This is a genomic window from Dyadobacter sp. 3J3, assembly GCF_009801115.1.
Classification (GTDB): Bacteria; Bacteroidota; Bacteroidia; order Cytophagales; family Spirosomataceae; genus Dyadobacter.
This window is the reverse complement of sequence record NZ_VTOL01000004.1, coordinates 396,376-417,361: the sequence shown is the minus strand read 5'-3', so window position 1 is coordinate 417,361 and position 20,986 is coordinate 396,376. Positions and strand designations below refer to the sequence as shown.

Genomic DNA, 20,986 nt, shown 5'->3' with positions numbered 1-20,986 from the left:
TACTAAGGCACAACTGCTAAATTTACAGCTTCGATTTATAACTTTTAGTACAAAATAACAGCGTGTAAATGAAAATTGCGGTAGATGCTATGGGGGGAGATTTAGCTCCACAAGCAATTGTTGAAGGGGTTATCCAAGCCACTTCCGAACTGCCATCGGATGCTCGAATCGTGTTAATTGGTCGTGAAAGTGCTATTCTGGATATTTTTCGCCAGCATAACTTTTCTTCACCAGTCGTTGACATCATTCATGCAGAAGATGTTATTGAGATGGGTGAGCACCCTACAAAAGCTCTTTCTCAAAAACCTAATTCGAGTATTGGAATAGGTTTTAAGCTTCTGAAAGAAAAAGAAATTGACATCTTTTGCAGCGCCGGGAACACGGGAGCCATGCATGTAGGTGCTCTTTTTAGTATAAAAGCTATCGAAGGAGTTTTACGGCCTGCGATTGCAGGTTACGTACCTCAGGTTGAAGGCGGATATGCCATCATGGTGGACATTGGTGCCAATGCGGACTGCAAACCCGAAGTTCTGGCGCAGTTCGGAGAAATTGGCTCTTTATTTGTCCAGCACACATTCCAGATTGAGCGCCCGCGTGTAGCATTAATGAATATCGGTGAAGAAGAACAGAAGGGTTCATTGACTGCTCAGGCGACTTATACGCTACTCAAGGATAATAAAAAAATCAATTTTATTGGCAATATTGAAGGAAAAGATCTCTTCACTAATAAGGCAGATGTGATCGTTACTGACGGTTTCACAGGGAATGTGCTATTTAAATTAGGAGAATCGTTTTACGAAATCGCCAAACAAAAAGGGATTCAGGATGATTTTATTGATCAAACCAATTACGAATCCATCGGAGGAAGTTCCATTATTGGTGTGAACGGAAATGTGATGATTGCACATGGTATTTCTTCGCCGCTGGCAATTAAAAATATGATTGGATGGGCTTATAAACAAGTCAAATCGAAAGCATATCTGCACATTGCACATGCGCTGAGTTAAGACAGGCCCAACCGGAAAGTTATAATTGCGAATAAACTCTGATACTATTTTTTACCAAAATTCATATGAATTTTGAATGCTAGAAATTAACCATGACCCACGCAAGAGCCTCTATAACAGGAATACACGGGTATGTGCCTGACTATATTCTGACAAATGCTGAATTGGAAACAATGGTGGCGACCAACGATGAATGGATCGTTAGCCGTACCGGCATTAAGGAACGTCGCATACTTAAAGGAGAAGGTTTAGGAAGCTCACATATGGGCGCTGAGGCTGTAAAAGGGTTGCTTGCCAAAACCAATACTGCTCCGGAAGATATTGATTTGCTGATCTGCGCCACTACTACTCCCGATTTTATCTTTCCGGGTACCGCCAATCTTATCTGTGATATGACGGGAATCAGGAATGTGGGAAGTTTTGATATTCAGGCGGCATGTTCAGGATTTGTTTACGCACTTACGATCGGTTCTCAATTTATTGAAACCGGCAAATATAAAAAGGTCATCGTCGTAGGCGCCGATAAAATGTCGGCCATTGTGGATTATACGGATCGTAAAACCTGTATACTTTTTGGTGACGGCGCGGGCGCAGTACTTCTTGAACCAGATACAGATGGTTACGGTATTATAGATTCAATCATCCGTTCTGATGGTGTTGGATATCCTTATTTGCATCAGAAAGCAGGTGGAAGCCGATATCCGCCAACACACGAAACCATTGATAATAAATGGCATTCTGTTTATCAGGACGGAGCGCAGGTATTTAAATTTGCTGTGAAAAATATGGCGGATATATCTGCTGAGATCATGGAAAAAAATAACCTGACCAGTGAAAACGTTGCATGGCTTGTTCCGCATCAGGCGAACAGGAGAATTATTGAAGCAACGGCCAACCGTATGGGTGTAGGTATGGACAAAGTGATGGTCAATATTCAGAAATACGGAAATACAACTTCGGCTACGATTCCGCTTTGTTTATGGGATTATGAATCACAGTTGAAAAAGGGAGATAATCTTGTTTTAGCTGCTTTCGGTGGAGGATTTACCTGGGGAGCTGTATATTTAAAATGGGCTTTATAATAAAGAAATGAATAATGGACATGCTTCATTATTCATTTTGTGTTTAAGATTTTACAAAATTTTTGCATTACTTATTAACTAAACATGGCAACGACTGCAGATTTACGTAACGGACTGGTAATACATTTTAACCATGACCTTTTTCAGGTTATTGAGTTTCAACACGTAAAACCGGGTAAAGGAAACGCTTTTGTTCGTACTAAAATTAAAAGCCTTACTACCGGAAAAGTATTGGATAATACTTTTTCCTCAGGTGCTACTATTATTCCGGTTCGCGTAGAAAGACATAAATTCCAGTTTTTATACAAAGATGAAGTTGGCTACAACTTCATGAATTCTGAAACGTTCGATCAGGTATTGATCGATGAAAAACTTGTAACAGCTGCTGATCTGATGAAGGATGGACAGGAAGTAGAAATCCTGATCAATACCGAAACAGATGTTGCTTTACTTTGTGAATTGCCCCCATTTGTAGAATTAGAAGTGACCTATGCTGAGCCAGGCTTAAAAGGAGATACTACAAACTCTCCGAAAAAAGCGATTGAGGTAGAGACGGGCGCACGTATCATGGTACCTTTATTTATTGAAGAAGGTCAGAAAATTAAAGTTGATACACGCACGTACGACTACGTTGAAAGAGTAAAATCATAGGCCACCATCCTGCAACTGTTTAAACTTGACTAAATGGAAACTAAAGAAATTCAAAAACTTATTGACTTCATCGCCCAGTCTGGTCTTGATGAAGTAAACATTGAAACAACGGATTTAAAAATTAAGGTAAAAAGATACGGTTCAGCTCCGGTAGTATCTGTCGCTTCGGCACAGTCTGCCCCTGCTCCGGTTTACACATCCGCTTTACCGGTTGCTTCGGCACCTGCTGTTCCGGTTGCTGCTGAACCAGCTGCTTCTGCCAATCTCATTACTATTAAATCACCAATGATCGGTACTTTCTACCGTGCTTCTAATCCTGAAACGCCTGCTTTTGCAAGTGTTGGAGACGAAATCGTACCTGGAAAAACAGTTTGCGTGATTGAAGCGATGAAACTTTTCAACGAAATTGAATCTGAAATTTCAGGAAGAATTGTGAAAGTTTTGGTTGAAAATGCTACTCCGGTAGAATTCGACCAGCCTTTGTTTCTTGTTGAACCTATATAACGGCAATGACCGGTCTTCAAAAACTTAATTAAATTTCATGTTTAAAAAGATTCTCATTGCCAACAGAGGTGAAATCGCATTACGTGTGATCAGAACCTGCCGAGAAATGGGCATAAAAACGGTTGCAGTTTATTCAACTGCCGATCGTGACAGCCTTCACGTACGTTTTGCTGACGAAGCGGTTTGTATCGGACCTCCGCCGAGCCGTCAGTCTTACCTGAGTATACAAAATATTATATCTGCTGCCGAAGTTACCGGAGCAGATGCCATACATCCGGGATACGGATTTTTATCTGAAAACGCTGAATTCTCTCAGATTTGTGCTGATTACGGTATCAAATTTATTGGAGCAACAGCTACTCAGATCAACGGAATGGGCGACAAGGCAACTGCCAAAGCGACTATGATCAAAGCCGGTGTTCCGGTTGTTCCAGGTTCAGAAGGTTTGCTCGAATCCGTTGAACAAGGAAAAGAGCTTGCAAAAGGTATTGGTTATCCTGTAATTGTGAAAGCAACAGCCGGTGGTGGTGGACGTGGTATGCGTATTATCAACAAACCTGAAGAATTTGAAAAGGCATGGAATGATGCCCGTACAGAATCTGCTGCCGCTTTCGGAAATGACGGATTATATCTTGAAAAATTCGTTGAAGAACCTCGTCACATTGAAATCCAGATCATTGGTGATCAGTATGGTAAAGTGTGTCACTTATCAGAACGCGATTGCTCTATCCAGCGTCGTCACCAGAAATTGGTTGAAGAAACACCTTCGCCTGTTGTGACGCCAGAACTTCGTGAAAGAATGGGTGCTGCTGCCATTAAAGGCGCTCAGGCAATCGGATATGAGGGCGCCGGAACGGTTGAATTCCTGGTTGATAAACACGGTGAATTCTTCTTTATGGAGATGAATACCCGTATTCAGGTTGAACATCCGATTACAGAAGAAGTTACTGATTTTGATTTGATCAAAGAACAGATCAAAGTAGCTGCGGGAGATCCGATCAAGGGTATTAATTATACACCAAAATTGTTTGCTATGGAATGCCGTATCAACGCGGAAGATCCTGCAAATAACTTCCGTCCATCTCCTGGAAAAATTACAAATTTACATTTCCCGGGCGGTCATGGTATTCGTATCGATAGTCATGTTTATAGCGGTTATACTATTCCGCCGAATTATGACTCGATGATAGCAAAATTGATCGTTAGCGGTCAGTCGCGCGAGGAAGTGATCACCAGAATGAAACGTGCTTTGCAGGAATTTGTGATTGAAGGAATTAAAACAACAATTCCTTTTCATATCAAGTTGATGGACGATCCTGGTTTCCAATCGGGTAATTTCACAACGAAGTTTTTGGAATCGTTTGATTTTTCTACGCTTTAAATTTTGTTTTAAACGCAGAGTTATTGGAGTTTTTTCGCTGAGTGGCGCTGAGTTTATTTGATATAATATTTTGAAGAGGTGTTTGGTTTAATAACCGGGCACCTTTTCTGTGTTTTGTCAAATAGTTATTAGCTTTATAAAAACTATACATACTTATGAGAGAAACTTATGCCAACACTATTCCTCTTGATCTGGGTGTAAACTACTCTTACACGGATTATCTTTCATGGGATTTTAAGGAAAATTTAGAATTGATTAATGGACAAATATTCCCGATTAATTCAAAAATTGATTCATATCATCAGCATATATCCTCCAAAATATTGTCAGCCATGGCAATATTTTTTCAAAATTTTCCTTATAAATTGCTTTCATTTCCGGAGGAAATAAAACTAGTAAATGAAAAAGCTGCTCTTTACAATGACAACCCTATTTCGATAGTTCGTCCCGATATTTCGATAACTTCTAATGGTAAAAATATTGCTATTCAAAGCTGCAACGAGATACCGGATCTTATTGTTGAAATTCCAACTACGGGATTTTCAAAGGTTGAAATGAACAAAAAATTTAATTTGTATGAAGAAGTCGGAATAAGAGAATAATGGCTAGTGACCCAAGCAGCCGTGTTTGTCTATATATTGGACAACGAGAAATTAATCGGACTTAAACCTGCCACAACCATTTTAGAATCTCATATTTTTCCAAGCCTAAAAATAAATCTAGAAAAAATCATTCATAACAATTAAATATTCGAACAGCTCGGACGAAATCTCACCCGGGCTGTTCTGCTTATAAACACATAAATTTTTAAACAACTTCCGGAACCGTATAAGGCGCTCTGTATTTTCTTGTCAGGTAAGTATTTGCATCATTATCCCCCACGAATTTTTCCGTTTTAGGATCGAAGGTTAATGCTCTGCCTGTTCTGTAAGCGATGTTTCCTAAATGTGCCAATCCGGCAGATAAATGTGCTGTTTCAACCGGCGCATTTACTTTTTTAGGGTCTCTTGCTATAACCGCTTCAATAAAATTTTTGTAATGATCTCCACCTTCCTTACGTGTGGGCCCAGGTTTTTTATCTTTCCCTAGAAATGTTTCATAATAATCATATCCTTTCACAACCAGATATCCTTCGCTTCCGTAAAATATATTCCCGATCCCTACTCCACCTTCTTCATTCGTCATCCAGGGACGCACTTCAAATTCTATAATTTTCTTTTCTTTTGGATAAATGTAAGACGATGTCAATAATTCGGGCGTTTCTTTTGCATCATTCCAAAGGAATTTCCCGCCCGAAGATGTTATTTTTTCAGGGAAACTGTCCACACCAAGTCCCCACATACACATGTCGGTTTCATGGATTCCCTGGTTTCCTATATCACCGTTTCCATAATTCCAATGCCAGTGCCAATCATAGTGGACGTAGTTTTTTGAGAATGGCTTCATTTCCGCAGGACCAGTCCACAGATCATAATTTAAACCTTCCGGTACCGCTGAAACTCCTTTATCTCCAATATCCGGCCTCCATTTATAAACAAGTCCTCTCGCCATATAAACATTACCAATCAACCCATCCCGCATATGTTTTACAGCTTCCTGCAAAGCAACAGAACTTCTCAGCTGAACTCCGTGCTGCACTACACGTTTGTATTTATGCGCTGCTTCCACCAATTTCCTTCCTTCATGAAGGTTGTGTGAACCTGGTTTTTCAACATATACATCCTTTCCCGCCTGGCAAGCCCAAATCGCCGCCAATGAATGCCAGTGATTTGGTGTAGCGATACTTACCGCATCAATCGATTTGTCATCATACACTTTCCGGAGATCATTCTCGGTTTTCAGCTGTTTACCATTATACTTTTCCGCATATTGTTTTGCGCGGGTCTGCAAAATGTTATTATCCGGATCGCAAATCGTTACCAGTTCAACATTAGGAAGATTTGAAAAACCTTTGATATGATCTTGTCCACGCCCATTTACTCCAATAACGGCCACCCGCACCCGGTCATTTGCACCGAAAGCACTGGCTGGAATGATGGAAGGAATAGAAAGTGCTACGGCTACGCCCGCCGAATTTTTAATAAATTCCCGACGGGAAACTTCGTTTTGTTTATTCATTACGATAGGGATTTAGGAATTTCGTATCAAAGTATTTCCCGTCAGCAGTGATCTGATGGTTAAATAATTAGACGAAATTAGAAGCACCTGACCCCGAAATATTACTTATATAAAATACAATTATTTTATATAATAGTACTAATTGAAGATAAAGAAATAAGTTAAACAGACGAGACTATTTACCGTCCACGTGGAAAACACCATCATAGTACGTCCCCATATAGGCACCCCACCGAATAGGCTTTGTAATTTTAATTGCCGTTTTGATTAAACTGACCTGCATTCCGTCGAATGAATACGTGCGGTTTTTATTTGTACTGCTGCAAAAAACGATATCCAGCATATTGTCATTATCAATATCTCCGATCCATGGCGTAGAAGAAAGATTATGGCCCGGAAGTCCGTTCAATAACTCGACAACTTCATTGGTTTTGAAACCGATAACAGCCAGCGTATTCAGAAATTCCTTTCGCCCAAACTGATCTCTCGTCTCATAATTAATGCTCATAATAACCTCTTCTTCATTATCGCCATCTATATCAACCACGACCGGAGTACTGGTCTGGTATTTCCCGAGTGAATCCCGGAATGCTACCTCCCCATTTTTCCCATTGATCATATACTGCTCCGTCGTTTCCAGCTTTGGCCATTGTCCTTTGGCTACGGAAACAAAGAAATCAGGAATTTTATCCGGCGTAAAATCGCCCACAGCAATGGAAGTATATGCCTCGGAATTGGGGATTTTAACAGTCCATATTGGCGCCAGGGTTTTCCCGTCAAAGGCTAAAACGCGGCCATCCACAGCATTGGCAACAATATCAGCAATGCCATCCTCAGTAATATCAACCCATACAGCTGGTGCAATAAATCCTTTATCCGGACTCGTGGCGATTTTCACAGCTGCTGATAAATTACCTGCCAAAATATCTTTTAATGAACCAACAAAGAGGCTTCCACCAATGGTTTCACCACCCGTCCCAAAAATTACTCTATAATCTTCGTTTTTAAAATGTTTTGAAACTGATACCGACATATACGTTTCCTTTCCGTCAGGCATCATTGCTTCGGCCAATAGTTTCCCCGAGGCAGAGCTCAATATCACCAACTCTCCCGGAGGGCGCTTGGGATCATATGGTTTTACCATCACATCACCTCCATTGGATATGATTATATCTTCCAAACCGTCACTGTCCTGATCAGGAATTAACTGCGGGTTATAGAAATTATACCACTTTTTATTTTTCAGAGAAGGCGTTTTTTTATCAAATTTCCAGATAACAGTCCCGGTATTTCCGTTGATCGCCTGCAATTCTCCTACCCTTCCGCCAATAATGACGTCTTCTACACCGTCATGATCAATATCTTTCAAAAGCGCAGAGCCATACATTTGGTCTTTTGCTGGATTTTTCCAGAGTAATTCTCCTGTTTTACCATCCAACGCGATAATCGCGGAGTCGCAAGCCATAAATTCCAGTCTCCCAATTCCCAACACAACATCTTTTATCCCGTCACGATTAAGATCCGTAACTCTGGGAGAAGAAAAAGTTGAAACTTTCGGCAGTATTTTTGACCAGGAGCTTTGGGCGTGCACATTTAATGGAGACAAACCCCATAAAACAAGTAACAATACGCTTGATAACCGAATACCTTGTCCTGATAACATCAAAAAAAATCAGCTGTTAGTCTCTGATAAATTACCTACTGCCTCATGAATCGACTTCACAACATTTGAACTTGTATCTTCGCTGGGCAATCCGAAAAGTGACTTTTCCTTGATAATTTTTGCTACATTTTCCGGTACCAGATTCTCCCATCCCACTTCTCCTTTTTTTATTTTTTCCAACACGCTATCTGTTGTGATATGCATATGCTCCTTGTTGTAATTCCGGATATCCTCAATTTTATTATTGATGATGAGATATTGGAATAAAGGACGCAAATGATCGTCTACGACGAAATTCTCACAGCTGTAAACCGATCCATCCGGCTGCAAAGTCGGATAAATAAACAGCTTAACCTTGCGACTGAAAAGCGTGGCAAACGATTCAAGAATACCGCCCTGAAGAAACTCATAATGTTTTTCATCAAAAATATCCTGTAAGCTAGGGCTTCCTAAAAGCAAGCCGGCTTTCAATTTTGACAAACGGGAAAGATAAGCTACCAGACGGAAATATTCGTGGTGGTTGGAGATCATCACCATATGCCCGAGTGAGCACAGGATATCCACACGGTCCAGGAAATCTTTTTCATCAATATCCTTATCAACACCTTTCAGGTTGTGTAAAGTCAGCTCCGAAACAAGCACTACCTTGGATTCGTCCACATCGGGTTCGGCAAGAAATTGCTTTTGACCGTTGCTGATCAGGTCAATATGTACATTCGTGATCGGGCGCAAACGGCCACGCATCATCAAAATATGCTTTTTATATAACGCTTCCGAAGGCTGCAAAACACCGCCATCCGAGCCAAAAAGTGCTGCATCCGTAAAACCATTTTTCACCAGACGAAGGCTCATCAAACGGTTATCAACCTTCACAAAATCCGGTCCGCTGAAACGCACCATATCGATTTCAATCCGATCCGGCGTTAAGTCATCCATTAAGGACAACAATAAAGTTTCTGGCGATTTATGATAAAAAAAACAGCCATACATCAAATTGACACCAATAATTCCCAAAGCCTGTTGCTGAAGAAGATTTTCATCATCCCGCATACGTACGTGGATCACTACGTAATTGGACGGCCCAAGTGGCGTTAACTGAAACTGAAGGCCTATCCAGCCATGGGATTCATTCGTTTTTTGAAAATTTAAAGCGACAACGGTATTGGCAAAAGCAAAAAACTGGCTTTCTGCGCCACGTTTTTCCTGAAGACGTTTTTCAACAAGATTGTATTCCCTGTTCAACATTTTCATCAGCCTTGACTCCACGACGTAACGCCCGCCTTCCTCTGTTCCATAAATTGCGTCACTGAAAGTCATGTCATAAGCCGACATGGTTTTGGCGACCGTACCTGATGCGCCACCCGATTTAAAAAAGAATGCAGCTGTCTCCTGCCCTGCGCCGATTTCAGCAAATGAGCCATAAATCCGACGGTCGAGATTAATTCTTAACGCCTTTTGTTTAGTACCAAGATTCTTTTCGTACATACCAATGCTGGGTTAGATGAAGAGCTTTACACGTAAATATAAGAAAAATCCCATTCCGAATAGTTAATAAGAATAACAGATTCTATATTAGAATCGAAAAATTCTATAAATTATTATTATTAACAGAATGAATTAAATTATTTTATTCCGATGTCTTTACAAGCCAATTTCCTGTTCACTTATGGAACGCTGATGCAGGGCTTTTCAAATCCCTTTGCCGAACGTCTCCACACATTATCAACATTTATCGGCAAAGGATCATTCCCAGGAACGCTGTATAAAATTGAGTGGTATCCGGGTGCCATTTATGAACCCGAAAATCAAGGCAGGATCTACGGGGAAGTCTATCTGATTACCGTTCCGGAAATTATATTCCCGGAACTGGACGACTATGAAGATGTTTTTGAGAACGAACAAGATAGCCTTTATCTGCGAAAGATCATTCCGGTTTTGATGAACGACGGCTCGTTGATCAATTGCTGGGCATATCTCTATAACCAGGATTCAACAGATCTTGAAAGGATAAAAAGCGGAGATTTCAGACAGGCTATTTCGTAACCGCGCCTCCCACTTTTTCACCAATAATCCTCAATCCATCCAAGGTTAATTTTCTGTCAATTTCAACAAATTCGTTACGAAGCGTTTCAATAATAGATGACAGTCCTCCGGTAGCAACAGCAATACAATCTCCACCCATTTCTGCCCGAATTCTGTGTATCAGCGATTTTACCAAACCTTCATAACCTAACAAAATCCCAGCCTGAATCGACTGAACCGTATTTTTCCCAATAGCCGATTCCGGTAATTTCAAAGGAACTTCCGGAAGTTGGGCTGTATTTGTAAATAAGGCTTTTACGGCAGTCACCAATCCAGGTAAAATAGCTACGCCTAAAATCTCACCTTTCTTAGAAACGGTTGTAAAGGTCAGTGCCGTACCAAAATCAACAACAACGCAATTTCTCTGATACCGCGTAAAAACCGCCACTGCATTGGCAATTAAATCCGCCCCAAGTTCGTGCGGATGATCGATAGCGATGGTTAATCCCGGAAAGGTATTTGGTCCGACGACAATAATATCATCACCAAAAAGAGACCGTAGCATTTTTTGGATAATCGGTGTAAGGGCAGGCACAACGCTACTCAAAACCACCGTATTAACCTCGTTAAAAGAGATTCCCGCTTCCAGAAAATGCAGCATCAACTTCGATGCATAATGCGACTCACTTTCCTGGGCAAGCGATCGTTCCCGCCAAATGTGTTCCCACACGCCGGTATTGTAAAGCCCAAAAACAGTATCCGTATTACCAACATCGACAGCTAACAGCATAATCAGGTTTTTATATTAAGAGAACAAATAAAAGCATAATCGAAATAAAACTTCAATCGGTGGCGTTTTTAACCACAGTTTCTTTTTGTTTAAATCTACTTTTAATACTTTTACGAATAGCCCACTCTGTGTTCCCTGGTTACTTTTGTAATTAGTAAAATTCACTCCGATTTAGTAAAAAACATGTATTATTTGAATAGCTGCCGGTTTTTAATTCCATATACTTTTCTTTTTTTTACCACATTAACACTTAAAGCGCAAAGAATTCCTGAATGGAAAGATCCGGAAGTGATCAGCGTCAATACCGAAAAAAACCGTGCTGATTTTGTCCCCTATACTGACGAAAAAAGTGCGCTCAAACTTGATAAAAAATCACCGTTTGTAAAATCGCTAAACGGAAGCTGGAAATTCAAATGGGTTTCGCATCCATCGAAAGCACCTTCCAATTTTTTCCAGCCCAATGTTTCTACTTCGGGTTGGGATGATTTAATTGTACCATCCAACTGGCAGGTTGCCGGAGCGAAAGAAGGACGTGCTTACGACAAACCGGTTTTTACCAATATAAAACATCCTTTCAAAGCAAATCCTCCTGGAATTGATGCTGATACGAATGCGACCGGACTTTACAGAACTACATTCAACATCGCTGAAGCCGATAAAGGAAAAACATTTTTTCTTCAGTTCGGAGGCGTACAATCTGCTTGTTATGTTTGGCTCAATGGCGAAGCAATTGGTTATCACGAAGACGGAATGACGCCTTTCGAGTTCAATGTTACAGAAGATGTAAAAACGGGAATAAATCATTTGGCCGTGGAAGTGATCAACTGGTCGGATGGAAGTTATCTGGAAGATCAGGATTTCTGGCGTTTGTCGGGGATTTTCAGGGATGTGAACCTGATTACGGTTCCTGATGTCCATATGAATGATTTTTCGGTTCGGACGGATCTGGATGCCAATTATCAGAACGCTACTTTAAAAATCAGTACGTTCATCAAGAATTTCTCGAAGCAGGCTGCTGCCGGAAATCAATTGGTTTATACGTTATATGATGCTAATAAATCTGCTGTTATCTCTCCTGTCAGCCGCCCGATTGCTACAATTGAACCGTCCGGAGAATTACCAATCCGTATCGATCTGCCGGTAACGAACCCCGATAAATGGAGCGCGGAATCACCAAATCTTTATACACTTACGATTCAGATTTTAAATTCAAACGGAAAAACAATTGAGGCAGTAAGTCAGCGCGTTGGTTTCCGTGAGATTAAAATTACTGGCGGACAATTGATGGTCAATGGGAAACCGATCATGATCAAAGGCGTTAACCGCCATGAATTTGATCCTGAAACAGGCCGCGTGATGAACCGCGAAACCATGATCAAAGATATCGCTTTGATGAAACAACATAACATCAATGCTGTCCGTACCTCACATTATCCCAACGTGCCGGAATGGTATGATTTGTGCGACGAATATGGCTTATACGTAATGGATGAAGCCAACATTGAAAGTCACGAATTATGGGGCAAAAATATTATCCTGGCCGATAAACCGCAGTGGAAAGCTGCATTTCTTGCACGAGGAACGGCCATGCTGGAACGTGATAAAAATCATCCGTCCATCATCATCTGGTCTTTGGGAAATGAGTCAGGCATGGGAGCGAATTTCACAGCCATGGCCGATTATATTCATTTATCTGATCCCACACGTCCCATCCATTACGAGGGAAGAAGTAATTACAAACCGACGACATTAAGCAGTTTTGATATCATGTCGGTGATGTATCCTTCGGTCAGTGATATGATTGAATTGGTCAAAAAAGATAAAAACCGGCCGTTGATCGTTTGTGAATATGCCCACGGAATGGGAAACAGTATTGGAAATTTTAAAGATTACTGGGATGTAATTGAAAAATATCCAACCATGCAGGGCGGTTTCATTTGGGACTGGGTTGATCAGGGACTTAGCCTGAAAAGAGCCGATGGCAAAACCTACTGGGATTATTTCAATTACATCGACGGCGCAAATGCGGGTGATGGTTTGGTAAATCCGGATCGCGTTCCTCAGCCGGAAATTAACGAAGTCAAAAAAGTATATCAAAATATAAAATTTGAAATTCCTGACACGCTTCGTGCCGGGCAGCATCAGATCACTATTAAAAACACCTATGATTTTATTTCATTGAGTGGATTTGAACTTATCTGGTCGGTTCAGGAAAATGGAAAATCAATTGGCGAAGGTACCGTTTCAAATCTGACTGCGCTTTCAAAACAATCACAGCAGCTGACAATCCCTTACCAGATTCCTTCAAACCCAAAACCGGGTTATGAATATTTTCTTAACCTAAGCATTCGAACAAAAAAAGCAAATTTATGGGCCTCGGCTGGACATGAAGTGGCCTGGTATCAGGCTCCTCTTGAAGTTTTGACGGATGAAATGAAGGATGTAACTTACACGCGCAGTCCCGCATTACGCTTGTCGCTGACCCGCGGAAAAGGTATTACGATCAGTGGACAGAATTTCTCGGTAAGTTTTAACAAGAAAAACGCGCGGATATCTTCTTTCATGTATAAAAAAGAAGAGCTGCTGGAATCGGGTCCATTCGCAAATTTCTGGCGTGTACCGACCGACAATGACGAAGGTGGCGGGAAACAAAGTTTTGCAACCAGCTGGAGAAATGCGAATCTGGATTCTCTGAGATTAACTGGTTCTGATCTTCGTGTGGAAAAACTGAACCCGCATGTGTATAAGGTGACGATGATGCAAAGTCTGCGCAGCAAAGCTGGTGCAATGATTGTCAGTTCAATTTATACCGTTTATGCGTCGGGAGATATTGAGGTAAAAAATACTTTCACGCCTAGCGGCGAATGGCCTTCATTAGCAAAAGTGGGTATGCAAATGCAAATGCCGTCTTCTTTTGACAAATTCGAATGGTACGGAAACGGGCCTTATGAAACGTATGCAGATCGCAAAACAAGCGGCCGAATCGGCTTGTATTCAGGAACTGTGGCCGAGCAACATTTCCCATATATCAGCCCACAGGAAAACGGAAATAAAACAGACGTTCGCTGGGCAAGTGTAACTAACGAAGACGGACTTGGCCTGCTCGCCATCAGTGATTCTGTTTTCAATGTCAATGTCCACGATTACACCGACAAAGAATTACTGGCAGCAAAGGAAAGAGCTTCTGATTTTTCAAGAGGAAATATCACGGTTGTTAATCTGGATCTTGCGCAAATGGGACTTGGTGGTGATGATAGCTGGTCGCCACGCGTACATAATCAATATAGATTGCCTGCCAAACCTTATTCCTATTCTTTCCGCTTAAAAGGAATTGACAAGGCTTCTAATATTGAACAGATTGTCCATACCAAATTACCTGCGATTGCTCCAAAACCTATCCCGGGTATTACTGCAAATGCGGCAGATACAGAAGAAGTTGCTAGCGATGATGCAGAAGAAGAGGAAGTTATCAAACCGACAACCAGAAGTTATTCTTCCAAATATTCAAAGAAAAGAGTTTCACTTAAAAAGAAACCGACTCGTAAAAAGAAGTCGGTTTCCAGAAAAAAAACAAGCTCGAAAAAGAAATCTTCTGCGAAAAAGAAATCATCTTCCAAAAAGAAAAGAAGAAGATAGATTTCCCGTGACCTGAATGCAGCTTTTCTACTTTTTGTAAGGAGAAAGGATGTATTCAGATTTCACTTTTATAGACTGTGCGATTTTGACAAAAACGATGGAAGGTACTTCAATTTTGTGATCGGTTAGCGCTACTTCAAAGTCAGAATTAATCGTAATTTTTGATCCTTCAATTTTCAGTTTTCCCTTGATAGTTCTGGTTTTTGCAACACCGTGCACTGTAAAAGATCCGGTTGCCGACGCGTCATAAGATCCATCTTTTGTAAAATCAATCGTTTGATCCAATTTTCCAGAAAATGTCCCCGTTGGGAATTTTGCTGATTCCATGTAATTTTCATTAAAATGTTCCCGCATCAATTTGTTTGGAAAAACAAAGTCGCGCATCGTCATCCGGATAGCAATTTCTCCCGTCGTGGTATTGAGTAAAACCTGGGTCTTTCTATTTTCAGCATCTATATTCTCCAAAGGTGTCGCCGAAGAAAAACGTGTATTGCCAGTTGCCGTTGCAAACATGCCTCCCTGGGCAAAAGTCCTGCCTGCTATTCCCAAAATCGTTATCAAAAAGATTACGCTCAGGACTATATGTCGTTTCATAAATCTCGTATTTAGTAATTAACCTTTCCTCTTGCTTTTTTTGTCAAAACTGAAAGTTCTCGAAATATTGAAGCCATAGTGTACGTCTCCCTTACCCCAGCTTCCTGTCGTTTCGCCAATAAACTGTTTTTCAATCATACCTAATGAATTTGTAAAATGCAGCTGAAAAACGTGTCCGCCTGTGTCAATATCAACACCTAACGCCATAGAATCATGGTAAGGAAGCGCACTGTTATTTCGCGCCGTCCAGAAATATTCAGCATTGACAGAAACACGTTTGCTGATTTTCAAACGCCCTCCCAAACCAAGAGAGAAAAGTCCCCGCTCCTCTCCCGTCAGTTCAGGCAGGTTTCGATATAGATAGGTTGGCGTAATTTGCAAAGAAAGTTTTTCACTGAATTTCCGGGCAATTAGCGCCTGGTACACATAGGTTAATTTATTCTGAAAAGTCCGCGGTATCTCTTCGTCCGATACCGGCCTCAAAGTACGAATAGCGCTGCTGGCAAAAAGTGTCACCGAAATGGGAATAACTCTGGCTCCGGAAGTTTGTTTCAACAAACGATATTTGGCAAAAAAGTCAAACGCTTTTTGTTCTGTACTTCTTCCCACACCGATCATCAGATCGTCGGTTATTCCGTATTCAAATCCCAATCTTAGCGTAGCCTGATCTAATCCGTACAATTGGTAAGAGCCAGAATTCAAGCGGCCAAACCGGTGAGAAATCCTGAAATCCATGTGATTTTTCTTCACCGTTTCCACCGAATGCCCGTTTATGATCCTTGTGGATTTAAAGGTAGCTTCTACCGGGACAGTCGTGTTGCTGTCCAGTTTATTCAGTTCACCGAGTAAGTCATTCTGGGCATGAAGTATCGTTACCGGAAAAAGTAAAATGATTGCGAGGCGGAGTGCTTTCATTGTAATCAAGATTATGCGGTTACTGTTAAAGTATTACCATCCGTTGAGAGTGTTATTTTATATGCTTTTAATGCTGCTACGGCAGGGCCTTTGTCTACGGCGCCGGTCAGTTTATATTCTGATCCGTGATTGGGGCAATAAATATCATTTTCAGCGCTTCGATATTGAACAGTCGTTCCCTCATGTGTACAAACTTTGGATAGTGCCGCGTATGTGCCCGTGGTGGAAAGTGCTACAATCAAATCGCCGATAACCATAAAAGAACCTGCGGTTTTTAATTTGGAATAAGTAGCGTTTGTCAGGTCAATTGTAAAACTGATCGCGCCAGCCGAAGTCGTAGCATTCCCGGTAAGTCCTGATGTAGCACCTGTACCCGTTGTCGGTGTAGCAGGTGTTGTTGTTAAAGGATCCATTTCCCCGGAGCTGCAAGAGGTCATCGTTCCCATGCAGTAAAAGGCCATTAATGTTGAAGTGCCAAGGCTCAGACTTCTTAAAAATTCGCCTCTTTTCATTGTTTCTTTTTGAGTACTGTTCATGATGCTATTAAGTAGGTTGGTGAAAATTCAGACATAGTTTTCCCGTTTCCCGATTTTACGGGAATTGGAAAAATGACCTTGACGATCCTTTTATTTTTTAAAAACAGGAGTATATCGTATTGAGAACCAGATTCCGGTAGTAAATAAATCTACCTTTCCGAAGCCAACTTTTTTGACAGGAATCCGAACATAAGGTTCTGCTAAAAGTGATAATTTTTTTGAAAAACGATATTCATATCCAGCCGAAGCATTGATGTGACTTAGAAGGTACCAACCCGTGGAACCATCCCAGTCATTCCATTTTACTCCGTAGGTATGCGGCTTATAGTTATAATTATACTTTTCATTCTGCATATAATAAGAAGAAGCACCTGCTTCTGCAAACCACCGTGATCGTTCGTTTGAACTTATATCATACCGAAGATTTAGTGGAATTTCAATTACCTTGCAAGTTGCGTCTGTACTATACGGCCTCGCAGTCTGATCATTCCAACTACTCGGCCAGGCATATTCTCCACCTTCCGCTTTATACACTTTCGAACTTCTCGCCACACCCGTTTGAATATATAATTTTGGTAAAACCGCATATTCAATCAGCAAAGAAACCGCTGTTCCCGGTTTGGTGAAATTCTTTAATCCTACACTGCTAATATCCGGTGAATATCCAAAACGTACAGCGAATTTGGGCGTCGGATCTTTTTCGCTAACTGCTTTAACCGGTTCAGAAATAGGCGGAACATCAGCCTCCTTAACCTCAACTTCTGGTAATGAATTCAACTTTTTCCAAACCAGCGATCTGGATTTCAATTCACTGGCAGAAATATTCAATCGGCTTAATTCATTACTAACCGCTGTGTTTTTAACTTGCTCTGTTACTTTATCAACAATTGGAAAATTGTTTTTACTATCCTTCGGTTTTTCAGAATCCGTAAGATTTGAGATTCCCTGATCCGGCTTTTCCGGTTTTGTTTTTTCGAAATCCGGTTTTAAAAATCCTTCAATCTTTAAATCAAGATCAGATAAAGATGCCCCGTCGCCCCTTCTCCCAATAGAATGGTTTGGTGCTAAGTACACTCCGCCTGTCTTAGACCAGCGCCGGGGCAGTGTCTTCCTGTTTTCCGATTTCAAAATATTCTTTTTACGTTTTGCGGGAATTTCAAACAATTCCTCATCCGATTCTTTAAGTTTTTCAGCTTTAACAATTTCAGAATTCTTATCCGAATTTGTGGTAATCCTATTCTCTGAATCAGAAACAGCTCTTCCGGATTTTTCTTCGGTACCACTGGCATCCTTATTGGATCCGGATTCTGTAAAATCACTTTCTGCCTTCTTCGAACTAATGTTCTCATTGGCCGGTTTTTCGTTTGATATCTTATTGCCAGCCTTTTCTGCTAGTGCATACTGATTTTCTTTTTTGACAACATTCTTTTCTTCTTTGTTTGCCAAAAAATAAGTCGTCAATCCTCCTAACATCAAAAGTGCGAGTATTCCAACCGGCCACCATTTTTTAAACCAGGCAGCTGGTGTTCTTCCATCTTTTTCGTCCAGCATATTTTTTAACGTATTCCAATCCTGAGGATCAAAATTCGAATCAAGCTCTTCCGCAGACTTTCTGAAGAGCTTGTCCAGTTCGTCATCTGGAAACTCTTTCATAATTGTCTATATTTATTTTGGATAGCATCATTCTCAGTTTTTCCCTCGCCCGCGACAAATTTGACTTTGACGCGCCAACAGAAATGTTCAATTGCTCAGCAATTTCTTCGTGTGTGTAACCGTCTATTACAGCCAAACTAAATACCAGCCTGTAAGCTGGCGTCAGTTCCTGTATTAAACTGATTATTTCTTCATGCGCCATTTTAGTAATTACTGTTTCATCTACAAATACCTGATCCGCAGCTTCCACATCATCTAAAACTTCATGACGGATTTCGTGCCGATAATGATCCAGTGCGGTATTAATCATTATCCTGCCCAGCCAATTTTTAAAAGAACGGCTTTGGTCAAAACTCTCCAGTTTTGTAAAAATCTTCAAAAACCCGTCATTCAGAATTTCTTTTGCCTCTTCCCTACTCCGTGTATAGCGCAAACAGATGCTCATAGCATACCCATAAAACTGTTTATACAACAGCTCCTGACTACGGCGGTTCTTTTTCAAACAGCCGTCGAGTAGTTCATGAAGAACGGCGGAGTTATACTCGGGCATGCCTTTGTTTTTTTAGTACTTACGAACTCATCGACAAAACGGTTGCGTGATTTGAAAACTTTTTTTAATATTTTTTTAATTGTGTACGTTTTACAGCGAATAGTCCAAAATCTTGGCAGTATTACCGAAGCATGTCTTACTTCCTGTTTATCATAAAACTTTACTTAATTTTAAGCAAATAAAAGAAAAATAAAGCTAATTGACTGATTTTAAACATGGAACAAGATATTGGATGGCTTCAAAACTTCAATAAAGCATTGCTGAAACTTGAAACCGCGGTTTTAGATTTAGCAAAAAATGATTTGTCGGAGTTAGAAAAAGAAGGGTTGATCCAAAGATTTAAATATACACACGAACTAGCGTGGAATGTGATGAAAGATTTCTTTGAACTCGAAGGCAATTCCACAATCATGGATTCAGGAAGCGCAACGCGCGAAGCTTTTAAAAAAGGGATTATAACCGATGGTGAAAATTGGATGGATATGATTAACAGCCGTAATTTGACAACACATACTTACAATGAGGAAGTAGTGAAAGAGATAACAGACAAAATCACAAATACCTATTACCTTTTGTTTAAAGCGTTTCAGTCAAAAATGAATCAATTTGTACTTTGATTTTCCAAAAATGGAATACGGTTTAAAAGAAAATACTATTCTGCGTATCCAATCGGTCTTCACTAATTTTCCCGAAATCGAAGAAGCAATCCTCTATGGTTCAAGGGCAAAAGGAAATTTTAAAAATGGTTCAGATATTGATCTGACATTAAAGGGCAAGCAACTTACATTAACCATTTTAGGCAAAATCGACGAACAGCTCGACGATCTGCTATTGCCTTATACTTTTGACTTATCTATTTATCACCAAATAAACAGTCCGGAATTGCTCGATCACATGGCCCGGGTTGGGGAAATATTTTTCAGCAAAAAATATAAAAACTGATTTTCTCCAAACAATGACAAATCTCAACTGTCAGACTTCTTATTATTGTCACTTAATACCCAATTATTTCGTACCAATCCATTTTAGCTGTTTGATAAATCCGATAGTGAAAGCTCCAATCGGAGCTCCCTGTTTATAGCTAAATATTTATTGGTGAAATTCCGGCTCCATAGGAGCCTCCTGGCTAAAATCAAGGAAACTCCGATGGAGTTAAAATGGCACAAACAAATATTTTCTATAAACAGGAGGCCTCTCTGAGGCCCGCATCTCATTGTCTTCTGCTAAAAAACGAATCGTGTAATCTGAAAACGAATCTTTTTCTCCAAACAATGACAAATCTCAATTGTCAGACTTCTTATTATTGTCACTTAATACCCAATTATTTCGTACCAATCCATTTTAGCTGTTTGATAAATCCGATAGTGAAAGCTCCAATCGGAGCTCCCTGTTTATAGCTAAATATTTATTGGTGAAATTCCGGCTCCATAGGAGCCTCCTGGCCAAAATCAACGAAACTCCGATGGAGTTAAAATGGAATAAACAAATCTATTGCTATCAACAGGAGGCCTCTCTGAGGCCCGCATCTCATTGTCTTCTTCTAAAAAACGAGTCGTGTAAATTTGAAAACGAATCTTTTTCTCAAAACAATGACGACTCTCAATTGTCAGACTCCTTATTCTTGTCACTTAATACCCAATTATTTCGTACCAATCCATTTTAGCTGTTTGATAAATCCGATAGTGAAAGCTACAATCGGAGCTCCCTGTTTATAGCTAAATATTTATTGGTGAAATTCCGGCCCCATCGGAGCTTCCTGGCTAAAATCAAGGAAACTCCGATGGAGTTAAAATGGCATAAACAAATCTTTTCTATAAACAGGAAGCCTCTCTGAGGCCCGCATGTCATTGTCCTCTTCTAAAAACGAATTGTTTCAATCTGAAA

Annotated in this window: 19 protein-coding genes; 10 read left to right on the top strand and 9 right to left on the bottom strand. The window is 40.5% G+C overall.

Annotated elements, in window-relative coordinates:
* Positions 1 to 68 precede the first annotated feature (68 nt).
* The 6 genes from plsX (at position 69) to FZF08_RS11335 (ending at position 5,227) form a co-directional block, all read left to right on the top strand.
* A complete protein-coding gene (plsX, locus tag FZF08_RS11360; protein ID WP_159468773.1) occupies positions 69 to 1,007 on the top strand; it encodes a phosphate acyltransferase PlsX in 939 nt (312 codons plus the stop codon).
* A 92-nt stretch (positions 1,008 to 1,099) separates the two neighbouring features.
* Positions 1,100 to 2,089 carry a beta-ketoacyl-ACP synthase III gene (locus FZF08_RS11355; protein WP_159468771.1) on the top strand — a complete coding sequence of 330 codons (990 nt, stop codon included), beginning with the start codon at positions 1,100 to 1,102 and terminating at the stop codon, positions 2,087 to 2,089.
* Positions 2,090 to 2,173: 84 nt separating this feature from the next.
* Complete coding sequence (efp, locus tag FZF08_RS11350; protein WP_159468769.1) at positions 2,174 to 2,740, top strand: elongation factor P; 567 nt, start codon at positions 2,174 to 2,176, stop codon at positions 2,738 to 2,740.
* A gap of 33 nt (positions 2,741 to 2,773) precedes the next feature.
* Positions 2,774 to 3,244, top strand: coding sequence for an acetyl-CoA carboxylase biotin carboxyl carrier protein (accB, locus tag FZF08_RS11345; RefSeq protein ID WP_159468767.1), 471 nt, complete (start codon positions 2,774 to 2,776; stop codon positions 3,242 to 3,244).
* Positions 3,245 to 3,281: 37 nt separating this feature from the next.
* Complete coding sequence (accC, locus tag FZF08_RS11340) at positions 3,282 to 4,625, top strand: acetyl-CoA carboxylase biotin carboxylase subunit (protein ID WP_159468765.1); 1,344 nt, start codon at positions 3,282 to 3,284, stop codon at positions 4,623 to 4,625.
* 155 nt (positions 4,626 to 4,780) lie between these two features.
* Positions 4,781 to 5,227, top strand: coding sequence for a Uma2 family endonuclease (locus FZF08_RS11335; protein ID WP_159468763.1), 447 nt, complete (start codon positions 4,781 to 4,783; stop codon positions 5,225 to 5,227).
* A gap of 205 nt (positions 5,228 to 5,432) precedes the next feature.
* Here FZF08_RS11335 and FZF08_RS11330 read toward each other — a convergent pair whose 3' ends face one another.
* From FZF08_RS11330 to FZF08_RS11320, 3 genes are all read right to left on the bottom strand, one after another.
* Complete coding sequence (locus FZF08_RS11330) at positions 5,433 to 6,743, bottom strand: Gfo/Idh/MocA family protein (RefSeq protein ID WP_159468761.1); 1,311 nt, start codon at positions 6,741 to 6,743, stop codon at positions 5,433 to 5,435.
* 175 nt (positions 6,744 to 6,918) lie between these two features.
* Positions 6,919 to 8,406, bottom strand: a complete 1,488-nt coding sequence (locus FZF08_RS11325) for an FG-GAP-like repeat-containing protein (protein ID WP_159468759.1) — start codon at positions 8,404 to 8,406, stop codon at positions 6,919 to 6,921.
* Positions 8,407 to 8,415: 9 nt separating this feature from the next.
* On the bottom strand, positions 8,416 to 9,891 hold the full coding sequence (locus tag FZF08_RS11320) for a TonB-dependent receptor (protein WP_159468757.1): 1,476 nt from the start codon (positions 9,889 to 9,891) through the stop codon (positions 8,416 to 8,418).
* A 150-nt stretch (positions 9,892 to 10,041) separates the two neighbouring features.
* Here FZF08_RS11320 and FZF08_RS11315 point away from each other — a divergent pair, with 150 nt between their 5' ends.
* Entirely contained in the window at positions 10,042 to 10,449 is a 408-nt protein-coding gene (locus tag FZF08_RS11315) for a gamma-glutamylcyclotransferase (RefSeq protein WP_159468755.1), read from the top strand.
* Here FZF08_RS11315 and FZF08_RS11310 read toward each other — a convergent pair.
* Positions 10,439 to 11,218 carry a type III pantothenate kinase gene (locus FZF08_RS11310; protein ID WP_159468753.1) on the bottom strand — a complete coding sequence of 260 codons (780 nt, stop codon included), beginning with the start codon at positions 11,216 to 11,218 and terminating at the stop codon, positions 10,439 to 10,441. The genes FZF08_RS11315 and FZF08_RS11310 overlap by 11 nt on opposite strands.
* Before the next feature lie 183 nt (positions 11,219 to 11,401).
* Between FZF08_RS11310 and FZF08_RS11305 the strand changes: the two genes are divergently transcribed.
* The gene (locus FZF08_RS11305) at positions 11,402 to 14,854 is read left to right on the top strand and encodes a glycoside hydrolase family 2 TIM barrel-domain containing protein (RefSeq protein WP_159468750.1); all 3,453 of its coding nucleotides are present in this window, start codon (positions 11,402 to 11,404) and stop codon (positions 14,852 to 14,854) included.
* 27 nt (positions 14,855 to 14,881) lie between these two features.
* Here FZF08_RS11305 and FZF08_RS11300 read toward each other — a convergent pair whose 3' ends face one another.
* From FZF08_RS11300 to FZF08_RS11280, 5 genes are all read right to left on the bottom strand, one after another.
* Complete coding sequence (locus FZF08_RS11300) at positions 14,882 to 15,448, bottom strand: YceI family protein (protein WP_159468748.1); 567 nt, start codon at positions 15,446 to 15,448, stop codon at positions 14,882 to 14,884.
* Between the two features lie 18 nt (positions 15,449 to 15,466).
* The gene (locus tag FZF08_RS11295) at positions 15,467 to 16,363 is read right to left on the bottom strand and encodes a DUF5777 family beta-barrel protein (protein WP_159468746.1); all 897 of its coding nucleotides are present in this window, start codon (positions 16,361 to 16,363) and stop codon (positions 15,467 to 15,469) included.
* 11 nt (positions 16,364 to 16,374) lie between these two features.
* The gene (locus FZF08_RS11290) at positions 16,375 to 16,899 is read right to left on the bottom strand and encodes a ubiquinol-cytochrome c reductase iron-sulfur subunit (protein WP_159468744.1); all 525 of its coding nucleotides are present in this window, start codon (positions 16,897 to 16,899) and stop codon (positions 16,375 to 16,377) included.
* A 90-nt stretch (positions 16,900 to 16,989) separates the two neighbouring features.
* On the bottom strand, positions 16,990 to 18,552 hold the full coding sequence (locus tag FZF08_RS11285) for a hypothetical protein (RefSeq protein ID WP_159468742.1): 1,563 nt from the start codon (positions 18,550 to 18,552) through the stop codon (positions 16,990 to 16,992).
* Positions 18,533 to 19,102, bottom strand: coding sequence for an RNA polymerase sigma factor (locus FZF08_RS11280; protein ID WP_159468740.1), 570 nt, complete (start codon positions 19,100 to 19,102; stop codon positions 18,533 to 18,535). The genes FZF08_RS11285 and FZF08_RS11280 overlap by 20 nt, the downstream gene beginning before the upstream one ends.
* Before the next feature lie 215 nt (positions 19,103 to 19,317).
* Here FZF08_RS11280 and FZF08_RS11275 point away from each other — a divergent pair, with 215 nt between their 5' ends.
* Both FZF08_RS11275 and FZF08_RS11270 read left to right on the top strand, forming a co-directional pair.
* Entirely contained in the window at positions 19,318 to 19,719 is a 402-nt protein-coding gene (locus FZF08_RS11275; protein WP_159468738.1) for a nucleotidyltransferase substrate binding protein, read from the top strand.
* Positions 19,720 to 19,729: 10 nt separating this feature from the next.
* On the top strand, positions 19,730 to 20,044 hold the full coding sequence (locus tag FZF08_RS11270) for a nucleotidyltransferase domain-containing protein (RefSeq protein WP_159468736.1): 315 nt from the start codon (positions 19,730 to 19,732) through the stop codon (positions 20,042 to 20,044).
* Positions 20,045 to 20,986 lie beyond the last annotated feature (942 nt).

What these genes read in the sequence shown, in the direction of transcription:
- FZF08_RS11280 (WP_159468740.1), bottom strand. Translation starts at nt 19,102, where the DNA reads ATGCCCGAGTATAACTCCGCCGTTCTTCATGAACTACTCGACGGCTGT.
- FZF08_RS11310 (WP_159468753.1), bottom strand. Translation starts at nt 11,218, where the DNA reads ATGCTGTTAGCTGTCGATGTTGGTAATACGGATACTGTTTTTGGGCTT.
- accB (WP_159468767.1), top strand. Translation starts at nt 2,774, where the DNA reads ATGGAAACTAAAGAAATTCAAAAACTTATTGACTTCATCGCCCAGTCT.
- FZF08_RS11270 (WP_159468736.1), top strand. Translation starts at nt 19,730, where the DNA reads ATGGAATACGGTTTAAAAGAAAATACTATTCTGCGTATCCAATCGGTC.
- FZF08_RS11305 (WP_159468750.1), top strand. Translation starts at nt 11,402, where the DNA reads ATGTATTATTTGAATAGCTGCCGGTTTTTAATTCCATATACTTTTCTT.
- FZF08_RS11285 (WP_159468742.1), bottom strand. Translation starts at nt 18,552, where the DNA reads ATGAAAGAGTTTCCAGATGACGAACTGGACAAGCTCTTCAGAAAGTCT.
- FZF08_RS11335 (WP_159468763.1), top strand. Translation starts at nt 4,781, where the DNA reads ATGAGAGAAACTTATGCCAACACTATTCCTCTTGATCTGGGTGTAAAC.
- FZF08_RS11315 (WP_159468755.1), top strand. Translation starts at nt 10,042, where the DNA reads ATGTCTTTACAAGCCAATTTCCTGTTCACTTATGGAACGCTGATGCAG.
- FZF08_RS11320 (WP_159468757.1), bottom strand. Translation starts at nt 9,891, where the DNA reads ATGTACGAAAAGAATCTTGGTACTAAACAAAAGGCGTTAAGAATTAAT.
- FZF08_RS11295 (WP_159468746.1), bottom strand. Translation starts at nt 16,363, where the DNA reads ATGAAAGCACTCCGCCTCGCAATCATTTTACTTTTTCCGGTAACGATA.
- FZF08_RS11290 (WP_159468744.1), bottom strand. Translation starts at nt 16,899, where the DNA reads ATGAACAGTACTCAAAAAGAAACAATGAAAAGAGGCGAATTTTTAAGA.
- FZF08_RS11355 (WP_159468771.1), top strand. Translation starts at nt 1,100, where the DNA reads ATGACCCACGCAAGAGCCTCTATAACAGGAATACACGGGTATGTGCCT.
- efp (WP_159468769.1), top strand. Translation starts at nt 2,174, where the DNA reads ATGGCAACGACTGCAGATTTACGTAACGGACTGGTAATACATTTTAAC.
- FZF08_RS11325 (WP_159468759.1), bottom strand. Translation starts at nt 8,406, where the DNA reads ATGTTATCAGGACAAGGTATTCGGTTATCAAGCGTATTGTTACTTGTT.
- FZF08_RS11330 (WP_159468761.1), bottom strand. Translation starts at nt 6,743, where the DNA reads ATGAATAAACAAAACGAAGTTTCCCGTCGGGAATTTATTAAAAATTCG.
- accC (WP_159468765.1), top strand. Translation starts at nt 3,282, where the DNA reads ATGTTTAAAAAGATTCTCATTGCCAACAGAGGTGAAATCGCATTACGT.
- plsX (WP_159468773.1), top strand. Translation starts at nt 69, where the DNA reads ATGAAAATTGCGGTAGATGCTATGGGGGGAGATTTAGCTCCACAAGCA.
- FZF08_RS11300 (WP_159468748.1), bottom strand. Translation starts at nt 15,448, where the DNA reads ATGAAACGACATATAGTCCTGAGCGTAATCTTTTTGATAACGATTTTG.
- FZF08_RS11275 (WP_159468738.1), top strand. Translation starts at nt 19,318, where the DNA reads ATGGAACAAGATATTGGATGGCTTCAAAACTTCAATAAAGCATTGCTG.